The sequence below is a fragment of the Pseudomonas sp. 05T35 genome (genome assembly GCF_056396605.1).
This window is the reverse complement of sequence record NZ_JBFTLU010000120.1, coordinates 1-13,920: the sequence shown is the minus strand read 5'-3', so window position 1 is coordinate 13,920 and position 13,920 is coordinate 1. Positions and strand designations below refer to the sequence as shown.

The 13,920-nt window shown below is 58.6% G+C and carries 15 protein-coding genes and 3 pseudogenes; 8 read left to right on the top strand and 10 right to left on the bottom strand.

Features of this window, described 5'->3' with window-relative positions; all coding sequences use genetic code 11:
• The first annotated feature begins 136 nt into the window (after nucleotides 1–136).
• Nucleotides 137–1,114, top strand: coding sequence for a UDP-glucose 4-epimerase GalE (galE, locus tag AC1DH9_RS12045; RefSeq protein ID WP_427536441.1), 978 nt, complete (start codon nucleotides 137–139; stop codon nucleotides 1,112–1,114).
• 44 nt (nucleotides 1,115–1,158) lie between these two features.
• Here the strand turns inward: galE and AC1DH9_RS12040 are convergent, their stop codons facing one another.
• From AC1DH9_RS12040 to AC1DH9_RS12020, 5 genes and pseudogenes are all read right to left on the bottom strand, one after another.
• Complete coding sequence (locus AC1DH9_RS12040; RefSeq protein WP_427536639.1) at nucleotides 1,159–1,902, bottom strand: CpsD/CapB family tyrosine-protein kinase; 744 nt, start codon at nucleotides 1,900–1,902, stop codon at nucleotides 1,159–1,161.
• A gap of 74 nt (nucleotides 1,903–1,976) precedes the next feature.
• Nucleotides 1,977–3,149, bottom strand: a pseudogene (locus tag AC1DH9_RS12035) (GumC family protein); the annotation flags it as partial.
• Nucleotides 3,145–4,185, bottom strand: coding sequence for a hypothetical protein (locus AC1DH9_RS12030; protein ID WP_477808221.1), 1,041 nt, complete (start codon nucleotides 4,183–4,185; stop codon nucleotides 3,145–3,147). The gene AC1DH9_RS12030 and the pseudogene AC1DH9_RS12035, both read right to left, overlap by 5 nt.
• Before the next feature lie 26 nt (nucleotides 4,186–4,211).
• A complete protein-coding gene (locus tag AC1DH9_RS12025; protein WP_427530899.1) occupies nucleotides 4,212–4,769 on the bottom strand; it encodes a polysaccharide biosynthesis/export family protein in 558 nt (185 codons plus the stop codon).
• Between the two features lie 126 nt (nucleotides 4,770–4,895).
• Nucleotides 4,896–5,102, bottom strand: a pseudogene (locus AC1DH9_RS12020) (MFS transporter); the annotation flags it as partial.
• Between the two features lie 20 nt (nucleotides 5,103–5,122).
• Here AC1DH9_RS12020 and AC1DH9_RS12015 point away from each other — a divergent pair.
• Both AC1DH9_RS12015 and AC1DH9_RS12010 read left to right on the top strand, forming a co-directional pair.
• Nucleotides 5,123–5,454 (top strand): annotated as a pseudogene (locus AC1DH9_RS12015) (GNAT family N-acetyltransferase); the annotation flags it as partial.
• Nucleotides 5,426–6,220, top strand: coding sequence for a carbohydrate deacetylase (locus AC1DH9_RS12010; RefSeq protein ID WP_427536437.1), 795 nt, complete (start codon nucleotides 5,426–5,428; stop codon nucleotides 6,218–6,220). The pseudogene AC1DH9_RS12015 and the gene AC1DH9_RS12010, both read left to right, overlap by 29 nt.
• A 61-nt stretch (nucleotides 6,221–6,281) precedes the next feature.
• On the opposite strand, the gene AC1DH9_RS12005 is transcribed toward AC1DH9_RS12010, so the two are convergent.
• Both AC1DH9_RS12005 and AC1DH9_RS12000 read right to left on the bottom strand, forming a co-directional pair.
• Nucleotides 6,282–6,440 (bottom strand): hypothetical protein, encoded by a 159-nt coding sequence (locus AC1DH9_RS12005; protein ID WP_427536435.1) that lies wholly within the window; start codon nucleotides 6,438–6,440, stop codon nucleotides 6,282–6,284.
• A gap of 58 nt (nucleotides 6,441–6,498) precedes the next feature.
• Nucleotides 6,499–6,684, bottom strand: coding sequence for a hypothetical protein (locus tag AC1DH9_RS12000; RefSeq protein ID WP_427536649.1), 186 nt, complete (start codon nucleotides 6,682–6,684; stop codon nucleotides 6,499–6,501).
• A gap of 106 nt (nucleotides 6,685–6,790) precedes the next feature.
• Between AC1DH9_RS12000 and AC1DH9_RS11995 the strand changes: the two genes are divergently transcribed.
• From AC1DH9_RS11995 to AC1DH9_RS11975, 5 genes are all read left to right on the top strand, one after another.
• Nucleotides 6,791–7,531 (top strand): response regulator, encoded by a 741-nt coding sequence (locus tag AC1DH9_RS11995; protein WP_427536433.1) that lies wholly within the window; start codon nucleotides 6,791–6,793, stop codon nucleotides 7,529–7,531.
• Nucleotides 7,528–8,853, top strand: coding sequence for a sensor histidine kinase (locus tag AC1DH9_RS11990; protein WP_427536431.1), 1,326 nt, complete (start codon nucleotides 7,528–7,530; stop codon nucleotides 8,851–8,853). Before AC1DH9_RS11995 ends, AC1DH9_RS11990 begins: the two co-directional genes overlap by 4 nt.
• Nucleotides 8,854–9,066: 213 nt before the next feature.
• Complete coding sequence (locus AC1DH9_RS11985; RefSeq protein WP_477808220.1) at nucleotides 9,067–10,287, top strand: helix-turn-helix domain-containing protein; 1,221 nt, start codon at nucleotides 9,067–9,069, stop codon at nucleotides 10,285–10,287.
• Between the two features lie 35 nt (nucleotides 10,288–10,322).
• Nucleotides 10,323–10,952 (top strand): Vgb family protein, encoded by a 630-nt coding sequence (locus AC1DH9_RS11980; protein ID WP_427536427.1) that lies wholly within the window; start codon nucleotides 10,323–10,325, stop codon nucleotides 10,950–10,952.
• A 100-nt stretch (nucleotides 10,953–11,052) separates the two neighbouring features.
• Nucleotides 11,053–11,538 (top strand): adenosine-specific kinase, encoded by a 486-nt coding sequence (locus AC1DH9_RS11975; protein ID WP_427534502.1) that lies wholly within the window; start codon nucleotides 11,053–11,055, stop codon nucleotides 11,536–11,538.
• Nucleotides 11,539–11,624: 86 nt separating this feature from the next.
• Here AC1DH9_RS11975 and AC1DH9_RS11970 read toward each other — a convergent pair whose 3' ends face one another.
• From AC1DH9_RS11970 to AC1DH9_RS11960, 3 genes are all read right to left on the bottom strand, one after another.
• Nucleotides 11,625–12,245, bottom strand: a complete 621-nt coding sequence (locus AC1DH9_RS11970; protein ID WP_427536425.1) for a LysE family translocator — start codon at nucleotides 12,243–12,245, stop codon at nucleotides 11,625–11,627.
• Nucleotides 12,246–12,319: 74 nt separating this feature from the next.
• Nucleotides 12,320–13,273: an ornithine cyclodeaminase family protein gene (locus AC1DH9_RS11965; protein WP_427536423.1), complete on the bottom strand. Its 954-nt coding sequence runs from the start codon at nucleotides 13,271–13,273 to the stop codon at nucleotides 12,320–12,322.
• Nucleotides 13,274–13,276: 3 nt separating this feature from the next.
• On the bottom strand, nucleotides 13,277–13,846 hold the full coding sequence (locus tag AC1DH9_RS11960; RefSeq protein ID WP_427536421.1) for a carboxymuconolactone decarboxylase family protein: 570 nt from the start codon (nucleotides 13,844–13,846) through the stop codon (nucleotides 13,277–13,279).
• Between the last annotated feature and the right edge of the window lie 74 nt (nucleotides 13,847–13,920).

Here is a 13,920-nt window from a genome sequence, read left to right as displayed (position 1 = left end):
GCCAGGCCCTGTCAATACAGCATCATCCAGCGCGCTGGCAACTCATTAGCTAACCTGTCTTTTAACGTAATGATCAGGCGGATCGAACTGGCGTTCCAATCTGTGCTTGCACAGCAACAGTTTCCAGGAGATCAGGATGAAATTTTTGGTTGTTGGTGGCGCAGGCTATATCGGCTCGCATATGGTCAAGCAACTACTGCGTGCAGGTCACGAACCGGTGGTGGCAGACAACTTTTCAACAGGCCATCGCGGCGCATTGATGGGCGGGAGATTGGTCGAACTGGACATCGCCGACGCACAAGCCCTGAACGTCTTGTTTGCGGGACAGCACTTTGATGCCGTGTTCCACTTCGCCTCATTTACACAGGTGGGCGAATCCGTCACTGAACCTGCCAAGTATTACCAAAACAACCTGGCTGGAACCCTGACGCTGCTACAAGCCGTGGTTCGTGCCGGGGTTAAAAACTTCATTTTTTCCTCGACCGCAGCCATCTATGGCGACCCGGTGTATGTACCTATCGACGAAGAGCATCCCAAGGCCGCGATCAACCCTTATGGTCGCAGCAAGTGGATGGTGGAGCAGATGCTTGAAGATTTCGACCGTGCATACGGGCTCAAATCGGTCTGCCTGCGCTACTTCAACGCCGCCGGAGCAGACCCTGAAGGACAGTTAGGTGAACGCCGTGAACCGGAAACCCACCTGCTGCCACTGATACTGCAAGCGGCCTCCGGTCGGCGCACAACCATCACCGTCTATGGCCGTGACTACGACACACCTGACGGCACTTGCATTCGCGACTACATCCACGTTGTCGACCTCGTTGCAGCTCATGCACTTGCCGTGAATTATTTACTGGCAGGTGGTGCAAGCACGGCTTTGAACCTCGGAAACGGTCAAGGTTTCTCAGTACAACAAGTCATAGACACTGCACGCGCCGTGACCGGCCAGGATATCTGCGTGAGCGAAGCGCCACGCCGCGCCGGCGATCCACCACGCCTTGTGGCCGACCCCCGCATGGCCAACACATTACTTGGCTGGCAACCGCAATTTGCCTCACTTGAGCAGATAGTGGCGCACGCCTGGAGCTGGGAGCAGAAGTACCCTTGGCACTGAAAGTCGGCGCTGTTGCATAACGCCGAACACCTGAGGGTGACGCTCTAGTAGTAAGAGCGGCTTGGGCGCTCGGCTTTGTTTAGTACCGTGCCAATCAGATTGGCTGTCCCCAGATGATAAAGGCTTTCCTCGATCTCTTTCCTGCTGTTCATGCCGTTGGCGACCACCAGCAGGACGCAGTCGAATTTAGGCAAGACGGTAATAACATCGTCCGAACTCAATAACGGCGGCAAGTCGAAAATCACGATACGCGAGTCGTAGCGCTCGCGCAGATCAGTAATCAAATCGCTCACTGTAGGCGATGACAGCACCTCGGTGGAGAGAGGGATCGGCTTTCGCGTCGGCAGGACTACAAAGCGCGGCAAGGTCGGGTTGACCAGAACCTCTTGCAGTTCCGCTTCATCGTCCAGCAATTCATTGAGCGATTTCTCCATCGGCAGACCCAGGCAGGCACCCACCATCGGACGACGCAAGTCGAAATCCACCAGTAGCGCCGTCTTGGTGGTGTGATGGGCGATACTCATTGCCAGGTTGATAGCCAATACAGTCTTGCCTGCCTCCGGAGTTGGCGAGGTGATAGCAAGCGTGCGCCAGCCATTTTCTTCCATGACTTTCAGAACTTGCGTACGCAGCAGATCGAAAGCCCCCCCCATATTCGAATTCTTGTTGTACGCCACAATGCGATTGCGCTCGAGATGATCTGGCCGCAGCGGTACAACTTTGGTTTGCACATAACTCAGCGCATTCAGACTTGCAGACTGCCCGGTCACTGTCATGGCTTTTGGCATTGTCACGAGACTTGACGAAGGCTGTTGCTCGGAATTCTCGGTATCGGGCTTGATGATTTCCATGGCTATATTCCTTATGCAAACCGGCCCAGAGTTTTAAACATCAAAAGGTCCAGAGGCATGTAGAAGAAATGCAAGAGCACCAGAAAGAGCACGATGAGCACGACTCCACTGACGATCAATCGCGTTCGCCACTGCTTACGGCGTGCCAGTTCCGCTCTGGTGTATATGTAGGGAATCGCAACCAAGATGCGTCTACCCAGCACACTGGCCAAGGCTTCAGCTCCGCGAACGCGCTGGTTCAGCATCTCAAGGACCATCACCAATGTGCCAGCGCCCACCGGAGCGAGAACAAAGCCCATGGCGACCACTTTTTTACGGTTCGGCCGTATCGGCTTTTCAGGCATCAATGGCGATTCCAGAAGAACAAAACGCTCGGCTTTGTTTTCCTGCTCCAGGCTTTCGGAAATTTTCGCACTCATTTCCTTGGTGCGTATTTCCTCGTATTTCTTTTTAGCGTTTTCATAGTCACGCATCAGTGTGACCAAGCCGCGCTCGACTTGCGGCGTCTCAAGAATTTGCGCCTCGTAGTCGGCTATTTTTTTGAGTATTTCCTGCTTTTGATCGGCCAGCGACTTGATACGTGTTTCTGCGGCAGCGATCCGGGCCTGAGCCTTGGCAAGGTCCAGATTGACTGAAGCCGCTGCACCACCAGCACCTTTGGTAGCCTCAAGTGCAGCAATTTTGCGTTTGACGGCACGCACATCGGGGTGGGCTTCGGTATACAGCGACAGTAACCGGGTGTACTCCGCCTTCAGGCTTCCCAGATCTTGCTGTTTATCAACCCCCGCGCCGGGCGATACATGCTTGGTCGCTGCTGCGGAAAGCTCCAACTCATTGAAGCGCAACTCCTCACGGGCAGTTTTGTAGTCACGGTCGACCTCTTTGAGCTCGATTTCGGCGCGTGACAACATATTCATGCGCAACTCCTGATGCTCGGGAAGCGCGTTGCTGTGCGCTTGCTTGAAGTCTGCCAAGCGGTTTTCCAGAGCTTCCAGTTCGACCCTGAGCTTGTCCGCCTCCTRCGTCAGAAACTCTGTTGTTTCACTGGCGCGCTCGGTGCGCTGCTTGATGTTTTCATCCAGAAACAGCGTCACCAGCTCGTTGGCCACTTTGTTGGCAATCTCTGGCTGCCGGTGCTCAAAGGAAAGACGGAAAGCAATCGTCACTTCTCCGCGCCCCTTAACGGTAGCGCAAGGATAGGCGCGCCACCCAAAAAGGCGAGAGTTCCCGGCTAAACCAGACACCGACATTGCGCAGGGTATTAGGCGCTAGCCCTTTGGTTTTTTGCCATGAGGCATCAAAACCGGTACGGCTGGTGTCGTCGAGGGCATAACTCCATGTACCGTTCAGGTTATCAACCTCGACAAAACCGCCGTCGCCGCTGGCGACGGTACTACGACTGGCGTCGATACTTGTATCAACACGCTCACCGGTATAGTGCAACGAAAAACCGCCTTGGCCACGGGGGCGGCTGTTCGAGCCAGAGACTTGATTGACACCCGCGTAAACCGCCCCCTTGAGCCGCTCGGAGATCTCAAAGTTCAAGCCGGCAGTGGGGGTGTAACTGTTTGAGGAAGGCAACGCAGATCCCTGCTGCGGCTCATAACGCTTCACGCCAAAACGCGTGAATAGCTCTACACGCTCACTCCATGCGTAGTTAAAGCTCAGGCGGTTCGAAAGCTCGTCATAGTTGGTGAGTGTATTAATGTCGTAAGTGACATGTGTGTAGTCGGTTTCGTTAACCAAGGTAGTTCGCTCACTGAGAGCGGTACTCCAGTTGCCGCCGAACGAGGTTAGCTTTTGCGTACCATCGGTGGTGGCAATCACGCCGGTCGCTTGAACCGCAGTGGAGAGCGTCGAGCTCTCAATATACTTCGCCGTGAGTCCAAAACCACCCGTCTCGGTCTCGCGCTGCCACCCTAACTGCACGTTGGGGTCTTCGCGGTCCGAAACGATGGACGTATCAGACGAACGCACCAGATTCATGCCAAGACCGAACCGCCACTGATCCCGGTCTGAAGTACCGACAAGCGTGTAATCGGGAGCGATGATCGTACGAGTCACACCCTTCTTGTTTTCCGTAACAAGCACCGGGTTGCTGTCGTACTCGACAGTCGAAGGCACAACGATTGCTGAATGCCAAGTGGCAGCATAGGCCACACCGGAGCACGGCAAGATCAGGATGGCCGTCGCAACTCCAGCCGTTCGCAGCACGGGCAAGATAATCCTTAGTGCTTCGCGCAAGGCTAAGGCACGACCAGCGTATCGCCGGCCTGGAGTTGAATATTGGTGGACATGTCACGCCCGGACATCAAATCGCTGTAATGGACGGGCAGGATCTCTTGTTTAGCCCCATTGCGGCGCACGACCTTGATGTCCTCCTTGTCGGCGAATTTGTCGAGCCCGCCCGACATGCTCAATACTTGCAGCACTGCAGTTGGACCTGACATCTGTACGGTGCCGGGCTTCAGCACCTTACCCTGCACATAGACGAGATTGCCTGCGGTGCTCGTGACGACAACGCTCACGTTCGGATCGGGTATGAACTCCTTAAGCCTGGCAGCGATTTTCTTTGCGACTGCAGTGGCATCAAGCCCCGCAACATCGACTTGTCCTGCCAGCGGGAAGGTAATGCTGCCATCAGGAAGTACGTGCACCTCCTGTTTCAGCTTCTCTTCGCCCCACACGGAAACCGAAATGGCGTCACCCGGACTTAGCAGATAAGCCGCGGCTTTTTCGTCGGCACTGGTAATGCTGGGCCAGACCACCAGCGCGCAGAGCACAGGTAATAACAAACGCAACATAAGGATCCCTCCGACCAAGTAGCATGCACAGAGATTCACATAGAAACAGGGCGAAAACACACCCTCTCCTTTGACGCCAAAGCAACGATCAAACAGCAATCGCCTCGAGCTTCCTGGCTACCAATTTCCGCCGAAACCAAACATCAGACCGAAGAACACCCCGGCAATCATCCCGGCGTTGCCCGGTACTTGTTCTTGAGCGTAGACCACGATAGCCGAGAACGCCGACGCCAGGATGAAGCCGATCACCACGCTCGGCACACGGGTCCAGAACAGGTCCACATGAGGCAGCAACAGCGTGAACGGCGCCACGCCGAGGATCGAGAACCAGATCGACCTCACCGCGCAAGGGCCGCGTGGTCGTGCTGGAACTTGACGGGCGTTGCATCAGCTATCGTCTAGGCTTTCTGGAACAGGGTCGGCTCTAACGACTACAACCTGGCTCGTGCCGCAATATGCCGGTCTGGGCAGCGGCCGAGTGCTGCTTGATGAGTGGATTCGCTGGGGTCTGGACGAGGGCTGGCAGCACATCAAACCGAGGCTGCAACAGTGGCGAGCCAAACGTGCGGCAGCTGTCGCACGTTTGGCCCGCACTCCCGTCGTGACCGGCGTCGATAAAAAAATCGCGCCCACTGCCCCCCCCATGGAGGACGAACATGCCTCGCCAAGTCATAGTCAACGCTGACGATTTCGGGCTCAGCCTGAACGAAAACGCAGTCATCCTGCGGGCCTTCCAGGCCGGGGTGATCAGCTCCGCTACCGTCATGGCCAACATGCCGGCCTTCTCAGCAGCCTGTGAGCTGGCGCAACAGCCACTGCTCAAGGGCCGCGTGGGACTGCACTTCAACCTCACGTACGGCCGGCCCCTGAGCCGGGCGATTCTCGAGCTGCCAAACTTTTGCGACACGGCTGGCGAGTTCGACCTGAACCTGCCCCGCCACCGCCTGTGGCTCAGCCGCCAGCAACGCGATGCCGTGCTGAAGGAGCTCGAAGCGCAATGGCAGCACTGCCTGGACAATGGCCTGCAGCCCAGCCATCTCGATTCCCACCAGCATGTTCACACTATCTGGCCGATCGGTGAGATCGTCGCGCGGTTTGCTGCCCGTCAAGGAGTCCCCGTTCGCCTGGCGCGCAATCCGGGGCACAACCTCAGCCTGACCAAACGAGTATTCAATAGCTTGCTCAACCGACGTTTACACCGCCTCGCCGGTGCCACGGCGGACTACGTCTGTACCCCGGTGGACTTGCGCAACGCCAGGCCACCGGCAGACGGACTGCTGGAAATCGTCGCCCATCCGACGATGCTCGGCAGCGACTTTGGTGACGCCTATCTGTATCAGGGAGAGTCCTTGAGCAAATTGCTCGACAACCGTCTGCGGGGCATTCCACGGGTTTCCTATAACGTGCTGGCACGCACACGACCCGCAACGACGTCGACGGCACTGGAGTAACGCAAGGTCGACAGCACAATGCCCGGGACTGGCCACGGGCATTGTGCAAAAGGCAGATGGCTCAGGGTTTAAGCGGCCATTCCTCGTCGAGCTCCGAAAGGCTTTTTCCATCGTCCGGATGCTTCCACGTCGGATCGGGTGGATTCTCTTCCGGGGTCGCTTCTTCTGGCTTTTCCTCTTCAAAATCTTCGTACTGTTCACGTTTCTTTTCGGTTGCCATAAAGCCCTCCTCCTGAGGTTTGCGTTCAATTTCAGGATAGAACAAAGCCACTGCTTCGCTACCGACCGACCGTCTGTATTGCACTGGGTACAGCAACCTCGGCGATTTTCGCCTCTTCCAGCAGTCCCTGAATCACCTGTTCTTGTTCGGCGTAATCACCTTCCCCGAAATGGCTGTAGCGCACCCGCCCCTTTGCGTCCAGCACCAAAGCCAGCGGCCAAATCGGTGCTTTTTTTGCGTCCATGTGTATCCAGCCCGCGCCAGATACACTGCAATACAAAGGCCTTTGGGCAAGCTCATCCAGGCTCGATAGACTGCGCGAAAACCGCATACACACAGAGGTTGAGGCAATGGATCATGTCGATCACATTCTGATTGTCGATGACGATCGCGAGATCAGAGAGCTGGTAGGCAACTACCTGAAGAAGAATGGTTTGCGCACCACGGTGGTCGCCGATGGGCGCCAGATGCGTGCCTTCCTCGAGACCACACCGGTCGACCTGATTGTGCTCGACATCATGATGCCCGGCGACGACGGCCTGCTGCTGTGCCGCGAACTGCGTGCCGGCAAACACAAAGCCATACCGGTACTGATGCTCACCGCCCGCAACGACGAAACCGACCGCATCATCGGCCTTGAGATGGGCGCCGACGATTACCTGGTCAAACCGTTCGCCGCCCGCGAACTGCTGGCCCGCATCAATGCGGTACTGCGACGCACGCGGATGCTGCCGCCGAACCTGATGGTCACCGAAAGTGGTCGGCTACTGGGTTTCGGTCGTTGGCGCCTGGATACCTCGGCCCGCCACTTGCTCGATGAGGACGGCACCATGGTCGCCTTGAGTGGCGCCGAATACCGCCTGCTGAGGGTCTTCCTCGACCATCCGCAGCGCGTGCTCAACCGCGACCAGTTGCTCAACCTGACCCAGGGCCGCGATGCCGATCTGTTCGATCGCTCCATCGATTTGCTGGTGAGCCGCCTGCGCCAACGCCTGCTGGATGATGCCCGCGAACCGGCCTACATCAAGACGGTGCGCAGCGAAGGCTACGTGTTCTCCCTGCCGGTGGAAATCCTCGGTGCACCATCATGAATTTCTCGCTGCACTGGCCGCGCACGCTGGCGTCGCGTCTCTCATTGATCTTTCTGATCGGCTTGATTCTGGCTCAGGGTCTGTCCTTCGCCGCTCAGTATTACGAACGCTACCAGAGCGCGAAATCGACGATGCTTGGCAATCTGGTCAACGACGTGGCCACCTCGGTTGCAATCCTTGACCGCTTGCCAGCCGAGGAGCGCGCCAGTTGGTTGCAACGTCTGGAAAGGCGCAACTATGGTTACCTGCTGAGCGAGGGTGAGCCCGGTGTACCGATGCAACAGGACGACGTTCCGGTCTCCGTGCGCTCCATCGAAGATGCCGTCGGCCATGACTTTTCGCTGACATTCAGTGACATCCCAGGCCCGCAGAAACATTATCAGGCGCACCTGCGGCTGTCCGATGGCAACCCACTGACAATCGACGTCCGGCCCTCGATCATGCCGCTCTCGCCGTGGCTGCCGGTGGTCCTGCTCGGCCAGTTGCTGCTGTTGATCGGCTGCACCTGGCTGGCCGTGAGAATTGCCATCCGCCCTTTGACGCGTTTGTCCCGCGCAGTGGAAACCCTCGATCCCAACACCCACCAAATTCACCTGGATGAAACCGGCCCGACCGAAGTCGCCTACGCTGCCGCGGCCTTCAATGCCATGCAGGAGCGCATCGCGGCCTATCTCAAGGAACGAATGCAACTGCTCGCCGCCATTTCCCATGATCTGCAAACGCCCATCACCCGGATGAAACTTCGGGCGGAATTCATGGACGATTCAGCCGAAAAGGACAAACTCTGGCAGGACCTGGAAGAAATCGAGCACCTGGTGCGCGAAGGTGTGGCCTATGCCCGCAGCGTGCATGGCGCCACCGAAGCCAGTTGTCGCATTGACCTGGACTCCTTTCTCGTCAGCCTGGTCTTCGACTATCAGGACATGGGCAAGCCCGTGCAGTTGACTGACAGAAATGCCGCCGTGATCGATACCCGTCCCCATGCCCTGCGGCGGGTGCTGGTCAACCTGCTGGACAACGCCTTGAAGTTCGCCGGCGCAGCAGAGCTGGTGGTGCAATCGAGCGCTGGCAACCTGTCGATCAAGGTGCTGGATCGCGGACCGGGGATCGCCGAGGACGAGTTGGCCGAGGTCATGAAGCCGTTCTATCGGGTAGAAAGCTCGCGCAACCGCACCACCGGCGGCACCGGACTGGGGCTGGCCATCGCCCAGCAACTGGCGCTGGCTATCGGCGGTTCGCTGACCTTGAGCAACCGCGAAGGCGGTGGCCTCTGCGCGGAGCTCACGCTGGCACCGGGAGCACCACCTGGGCGGCGCCAATAACCCCTTCGGCCAGCCTATACCGCAGCAGTTCCAGGGTGCTGCACCTGTGAACAGCGATTCAGCCTGCCTCTGGCAGGCGTCAGCAAGCTCTGAATGTCTTCCTGCGAAGGCACCTGACTCAGCGCTTGTTAGCCTCCGGGCTGTTTGGTAGTCGTGAGATAGACTAAGCAGCGGGTATCGGAGGGCAGGAGTGACAGCTGTGGCGCGATTCTGATGGATTCGCTGATAACAGCCGCGGCGCGTGCGCTCGCGGCAGGTGATCCCCTCGGCGCACTGAACCGGGTGGCCTTGCGCGACGATGCGCCGGCACTCGCGTTACGCGGCATCGCCATGGCGCAGCTCGGCGAACTGGTTCGCGCGAAGGCTCTGTTGCGCAGTGCGGCACGTGCCTTCGGTCCGAAAGAGGCCTTGGCCCTAGCGCGGTGCGTGGTTGCCGAGGCCGAGATTGCGCTCGCTTCGCGCGACCTTGGCTGGCCTGCGAAGGCACTCGATGCAGCACGGGCGACACTCGAAGAACACGGTGACCGGGTTAACGCCGCGCATGCCCGGTACCTCGAGATCCRGCGCTTGCTGCTGATCGGTCATCTCGACGAAGCCGAGCACCGGCTTGCCGAACTCGACCCCACGCCTTTACCGCCTGCATCGAGGGCTGTTCACGAGTTGGTCGTGGCGGGGATCGCGATGCGCCGCCTCCAGGCGAAGACGGCACGGGTGGCACTCACTCGGGCCGAGCATGCCGCACGCCACGCCGCAATCCCTGCGCTGACAGCCGAGGTCGACAGCGCATGCCTCCTCCTCGACACGCCTGCGGCGCGCCTGATTACCGGTGGCGAGGAGCGGCTCCTGCTGCTTGAGGACGTTGAAGCGCTACTGGCGTCAAAGGCGCTCGTCGTGGACGCCTGCCGTCATCTCGTGCGTGACGCACGCGCGCAAGTCTCGCTCGCAAGGCGCCCGGTGCTGTTCGCGCTCGCCCGGGCGTTGGGCGAAGCGTGGCCCGCCGACGTATCGAGGGAAACGCTTATCGCCCGAGCCTTCCGATTGAAGCTTGACGATGAGTCGCATCGCGCGCGATTGCGCGTCGAGGTCGGGCGACTTCGCGCGGCGCTGCGGACCGTGGCTGGCGTGACTGCTACAAAGCGCGGTTTTGCGCTGGTGCCGCGCAGCGCACTGGAAGTCGTCGTGCTGGCACGGCCCGTCGAAGAGAAGCAGGCGGCGGTGCTCGCCCTCCTCGCCGACGGTGAGTCGTGGTCGAGCTCAGCCCTGGCGCTGGCGCTTGGCGCCAGCCAGCGCACCGTGCAGCGGGCACTCGACTCGCTGGCGGCGGCCGGCAAGGTCCAGTGGTTTGGTCGCGGGCGAGCGCGTCGCTGGATAACGCCTTCGGTGCCGGGTTTCGCGACGTCATTGTTACTCCCTGCTCCACTTCCAAGTGACTAGGATCACTCCACGACCAAACCACCAGGGTGGAAGACATGAAACACTCAGCAGCCGAAATTATCCGCGAATATGGACCCTTTCCGGGAGTCGACCATGTGCATGGGGTCACCTATGACGGCCAACAGGTCTGGTTCGCTTCCGGAGACAAACTGAACGCCCTCGATCCCGCGAGCGGGAATACCCTGCGCTCAATCGATGTCGCCGCGCATGCTGGCACAGCCTTTGACGGTCAGCACCTGTTTCAGATCGCCGAGGATCGCATCCAGAAGATCGACCCGAAAACCGGTCGCGTGCTCGCCACGATCCCTGTGCCCGGCGGCAGCAACTCAGGGCTCACATGGGCCGAAGGGACGCTTTGGGTGGGCGAGTATCGGGACCGGAAAATTCATCAGATCGATCCCCAAACCGGGGCGATTCTGCGCACCATCGAATCCAACCGCTTCGTCACTGGCGTCACCTGGGTCGACGGAGAACTCTGGCACGGCACCTGGGAGGGTGAAGAAAGCGAATTGAGGCACGTCGATCCTCAAACGGGTGAGATTCTGGAGAGCCTCAAAATGCCTGCTGGTGTCGGCGTATCGGGACTCGAGTCGGATGGTGCCGACCAGTTCTTCTGTGGAGGAGGAAACAGCGGCAAGGTCAGAGTGGTTCGCCGACCTGAATGAGACGCCGCGATCGACAGCAGACGACGCCACTGCCAATCAGTAACTATGCTTGGTTGTGTTGTCGGGCCCTGATAATACATCGTGGAAGGAGGCGTTTGAGATGCAACTCATCACGTTGAAAATCGATAAGCCGGAAGCGACGAACTTCATTTTTGGGCAGACGCACTTCATCAAGTCTGTCGAGGACATTCATGAAGCATTAGTCAGTTGCGTGCCGGGCATCACGTTTGGCCTGGCCTTTTGTGAAGCCTCCGGCAAATGCCTGGTGCGCTGGTCCGGCACCGACAGCGCCATGATCGAACTGGCGCAAAAAAACGCAAAAGCCATCGCCGCAGGCCATAGCTTCATCATTTTCCTCGGCGACGGTTTCTATCCGCTCAACGTGTTGAACATCCTCAAAATGGTGCCTGAGGTGTGCCATATCTTTTGTGCGACAGCCAACCCAACGGAAGTCATTCTCGCTGAAACGGAACAAGGCCGAGCGATCCTCGGTGTCGTGGATGGTTTTTGCGCCAAGGACATTGAAGGAGACGAAGATATCCTGTGGCGCAAAAACCTGTTGCGACAGATCGGTTACAAGCTCTGAGCCGAAGCGCCGACAAGGAGCGGCGCCGTGACCGCGCCGCAGGCGAAACACTTCCATGCAGGGTGCAGACACGGGCTCTCAGCGCCTCAACGAATCAGCATCGCTGCGGCAGCCGCCACCATGATCGCTGCCGCGCCGCGAAACAGCCGCTGTTGTGCTCGCAGGCTCGACAGCAGGTGCCGGATGCGCACCGCGCCAACAATGAACAGCGCGCCAACACCCAGCAGAACCAGAATGGTCAGTGGCACCAGCATCAGCCCCCAGGTCTGCAACGAGACCGTCTCAAGGTTGATCACCAGCGGCAACAACGCCAGGTAGAAGGCAATGGTTTTCGGGTTTCCCAGGGTAATGGTCAGGCCGGATATTGCCGCCGACAACAGCTCCTTCTTCTTCACCGGCTTGCCGACTTCAATCTCCTGATGGTTGGCGAACCAGAACTGCCAGGCCAGATAGCACAGGTACAGTGCCGCCGCCCAGCGTACCAGCTGGAACAATGTATTGAAGTGCTCGGCGATCATCGCCAGGCCAAAGACGGCAAATGACAGGTAAGTCAGATCGCCGAGGATCAGCCCAAACAGCAGACAAAACCCCGATAACGCGCCACCGCTGACGCTCCGCGCCACCAGCGCCGCCATGCCGGGGCCGGGAATGGCGGCAGCGATACCCAGCGCTGCCGAATAGGTAAGTACTTGTGTCATATCGAGCATGTCGCGTTCCTCAGGTCATTTATTATTGTTTTGCTCAACGGTTCCGCTTCCGGCAAGCAAGGTTATCAACGGTTTCAACGGGACCCGGCAACCCACTGCCTGACGACTTCCCGGGAAAAGACCAGATCCTGCACGGCCAATCCGACCGACTTGAAAATCGTTACACCCGCCTTATGAGCCAACACGCGATCGGCGCCGACAGTGCCGATCTCTGTTCCCACCTCCTGGTCCGGCAACAGGCCTTTGATCACAGCCTTCGTCACGCACTCGGACGCGGCAAAAACCGATCGGTTGCAGTCCGTGAACAACGCGGCGCCCTGATACACGTCTTCATGCAACTCCTGGAAACCCGGAGCCGAGGAGCCAATTGCGTTGATATGGCAGCGTTCGGGCAGATCGGCACGGGCCAGAATGGGCGCACGTGCTGCCGTGGTGGTGCAGATGATGTCGCTGTCGCGCACCGCCTCGGCAACCGTGGCGCAAATCGAGACCGGCAAATCGCAGGAGTGCTCGCTCCAGGACGCAAACTCACGACACGCCGCCTCGCTACGCCCCCATACAGAAACATGCCTGACCGGCCTGACGGCCCGCATTGCCAGCAGGTGAGCACGGGCTTGCAAGCCAGTGCCCAGAATAGCCACACGGCTGGCGTCAGGCGCCGCAAGAATGCGGGTCGCGTGTGCCGAAGCCGCAGCCGTGCGGATTTCAGTGATCGCCCCGGCATCGACCGCGACGACCGGGGAGACGCCGGCTTCGTCATAGATCAACACGCTCCCCCTATGCGAAGGGCCGCGAACTTCAGCACCCAACCGGACCACCACCGACTTCAAGCCGAACCCCTGATAGGGCCCGGACTTGATGTAAGCCGGCATGACCCCCATCAACTCGTTCTCGCCGCCCTTGACGATCGTACGCAACGGCTGCTCCACCTGGCCTGAAGAGTGCAATCTGAAGGCTTCCTCGCTGAGCCGCAGGCACAACTCGAAACTCAACAGTCCTTTGATCGAATCGCTGTCCAGATGAAGCATCGTTCACGCCTCGGCCGTTTGCTTGAACCCTTGAAAGGCATCCCATTTGAAGCGCTCGTCGATTTCGGTGCCGGCAATAGCGTTCAAGATTGTCGACATGTTTTTCTGTGAAACACCGAGAACCACATCCAGCATGTTTTGCTTGCTGAAGCCCGCCTGCAAGACAGCATCAATGGCCTGTCTGCTCAGGCAACCGCGGCAATGAATCACTTCCAGGGTAAAACTGCGCAACGCCATCAGTCGCGCATTGAGGCGCGTTGGCTCATGGGCGATGGCGTCGACCACGTGCTCATCCACGCCCTTGGAAAGGGCAATGAAGGCGTGGGCCTGGACCGTGTAGTCACAACGGTTTTCCACACCGGTGGTGATCCACACCACGGCTTTTTCTTCTTCGTTCAACGAACTGTCGATAAACAGATCATGCGCACGCTGATAGGCAGCCAGTAACGAAGGTGACTCCGACATGTAGGCACTCTGATTGGGGATCCAGCCAAAATTGTCGATGGAACTCTGAAGCAGTGCTTTGCTTTTTTCCGGGGTCGAATCAATTGTGTGAAGCTTCAAGACAGTCATCATGACCTCAACGTGTATTCGAAATAGTCCAAGGGTCACCCTGCCTTCGAACGGGGTCAGGCAGGGTGTTACGA

Coding starts and splice junctions, on each gene's coding strand:
- AC1DH9_RS11980 (WP_427536427.1), top strand. CDS start 10,323: ATGAAACACTCAGCAGCCGAAATTATCCGCGAATATGGACCCTTTCCG.
- AC1DH9_RS11965 (WP_427536423.1), bottom strand. CDS start 13,273: ATGCTTCATCTGGACAGCGATTCGATCAAAGGACTGTTGAGTTTCGAG.
- AC1DH9_RS11975 (WP_427534502.1), top strand. CDS start 11,053: ATGCAACTCATCACGTTGAAAATCGATAAGCCGGAAGCGACGAACTTC.
- galE (WP_427536441.1), top strand. CDS start 137: ATGAAATTTTTGGTTGTTGGTGGCGCAGGCTATATCGGCTCGCATATG.
- AC1DH9_RS12040 (WP_427536639.1), bottom strand. CDS start 1,902: ATGCCAAAAGCCATGACAGTGACCGGGCAGTCTGCAAGTCTGAATGCG.
- AC1DH9_RS11970 (WP_427536425.1), bottom strand. CDS start 12,245: ATGCTCGATATGACACAAGTACTTACCTATTCGGCAGCGCTGGGTATC.
- AC1DH9_RS11960 (WP_427536421.1), bottom strand. CDS start 13,846: ATGACTGTCTTGAAGCTTCACACAATTGATTCGACCCCGGAAAAAAGC.
- AC1DH9_RS12010 (WP_427536437.1), top strand. CDS start 5,426: ATGCCTCGCCAAGTCATAGTCAACGCTGACGATTTCGGGCTCAGCCTG.
- AC1DH9_RS12025 (WP_427530899.1), bottom strand. CDS start 4,769: ATGTTGCGTTTGTTATTACCTGTGCTCTGCGCGCTGGTGGTCTGGCCC.
- AC1DH9_RS11990 (WP_427536431.1), top strand. CDS start 7,528: ATGAATTTCTCGCTGCACTGGCCGCGCACGCTGGCGTCGCGTCTCTCA.
- AC1DH9_RS12000 (WP_427536649.1), bottom strand. CDS start 6,684: ATGGACGCAAAAAAAGCACCGATTTGGCCGCTGGCTTTGGTGCTGGAC.
- AC1DH9_RS12005 (WP_427536435.1), bottom strand. CDS start 6,440: ATGGCAACCGAAAAGAAACGTGAACAGTACGAAGATTTTGAAGAGGAA.
- AC1DH9_RS11995 (WP_427536433.1), top strand. CDS start 6,791: ATGGATCATGTCGATCACATTCTGATTGTCGATGACGATCGCGAGATC.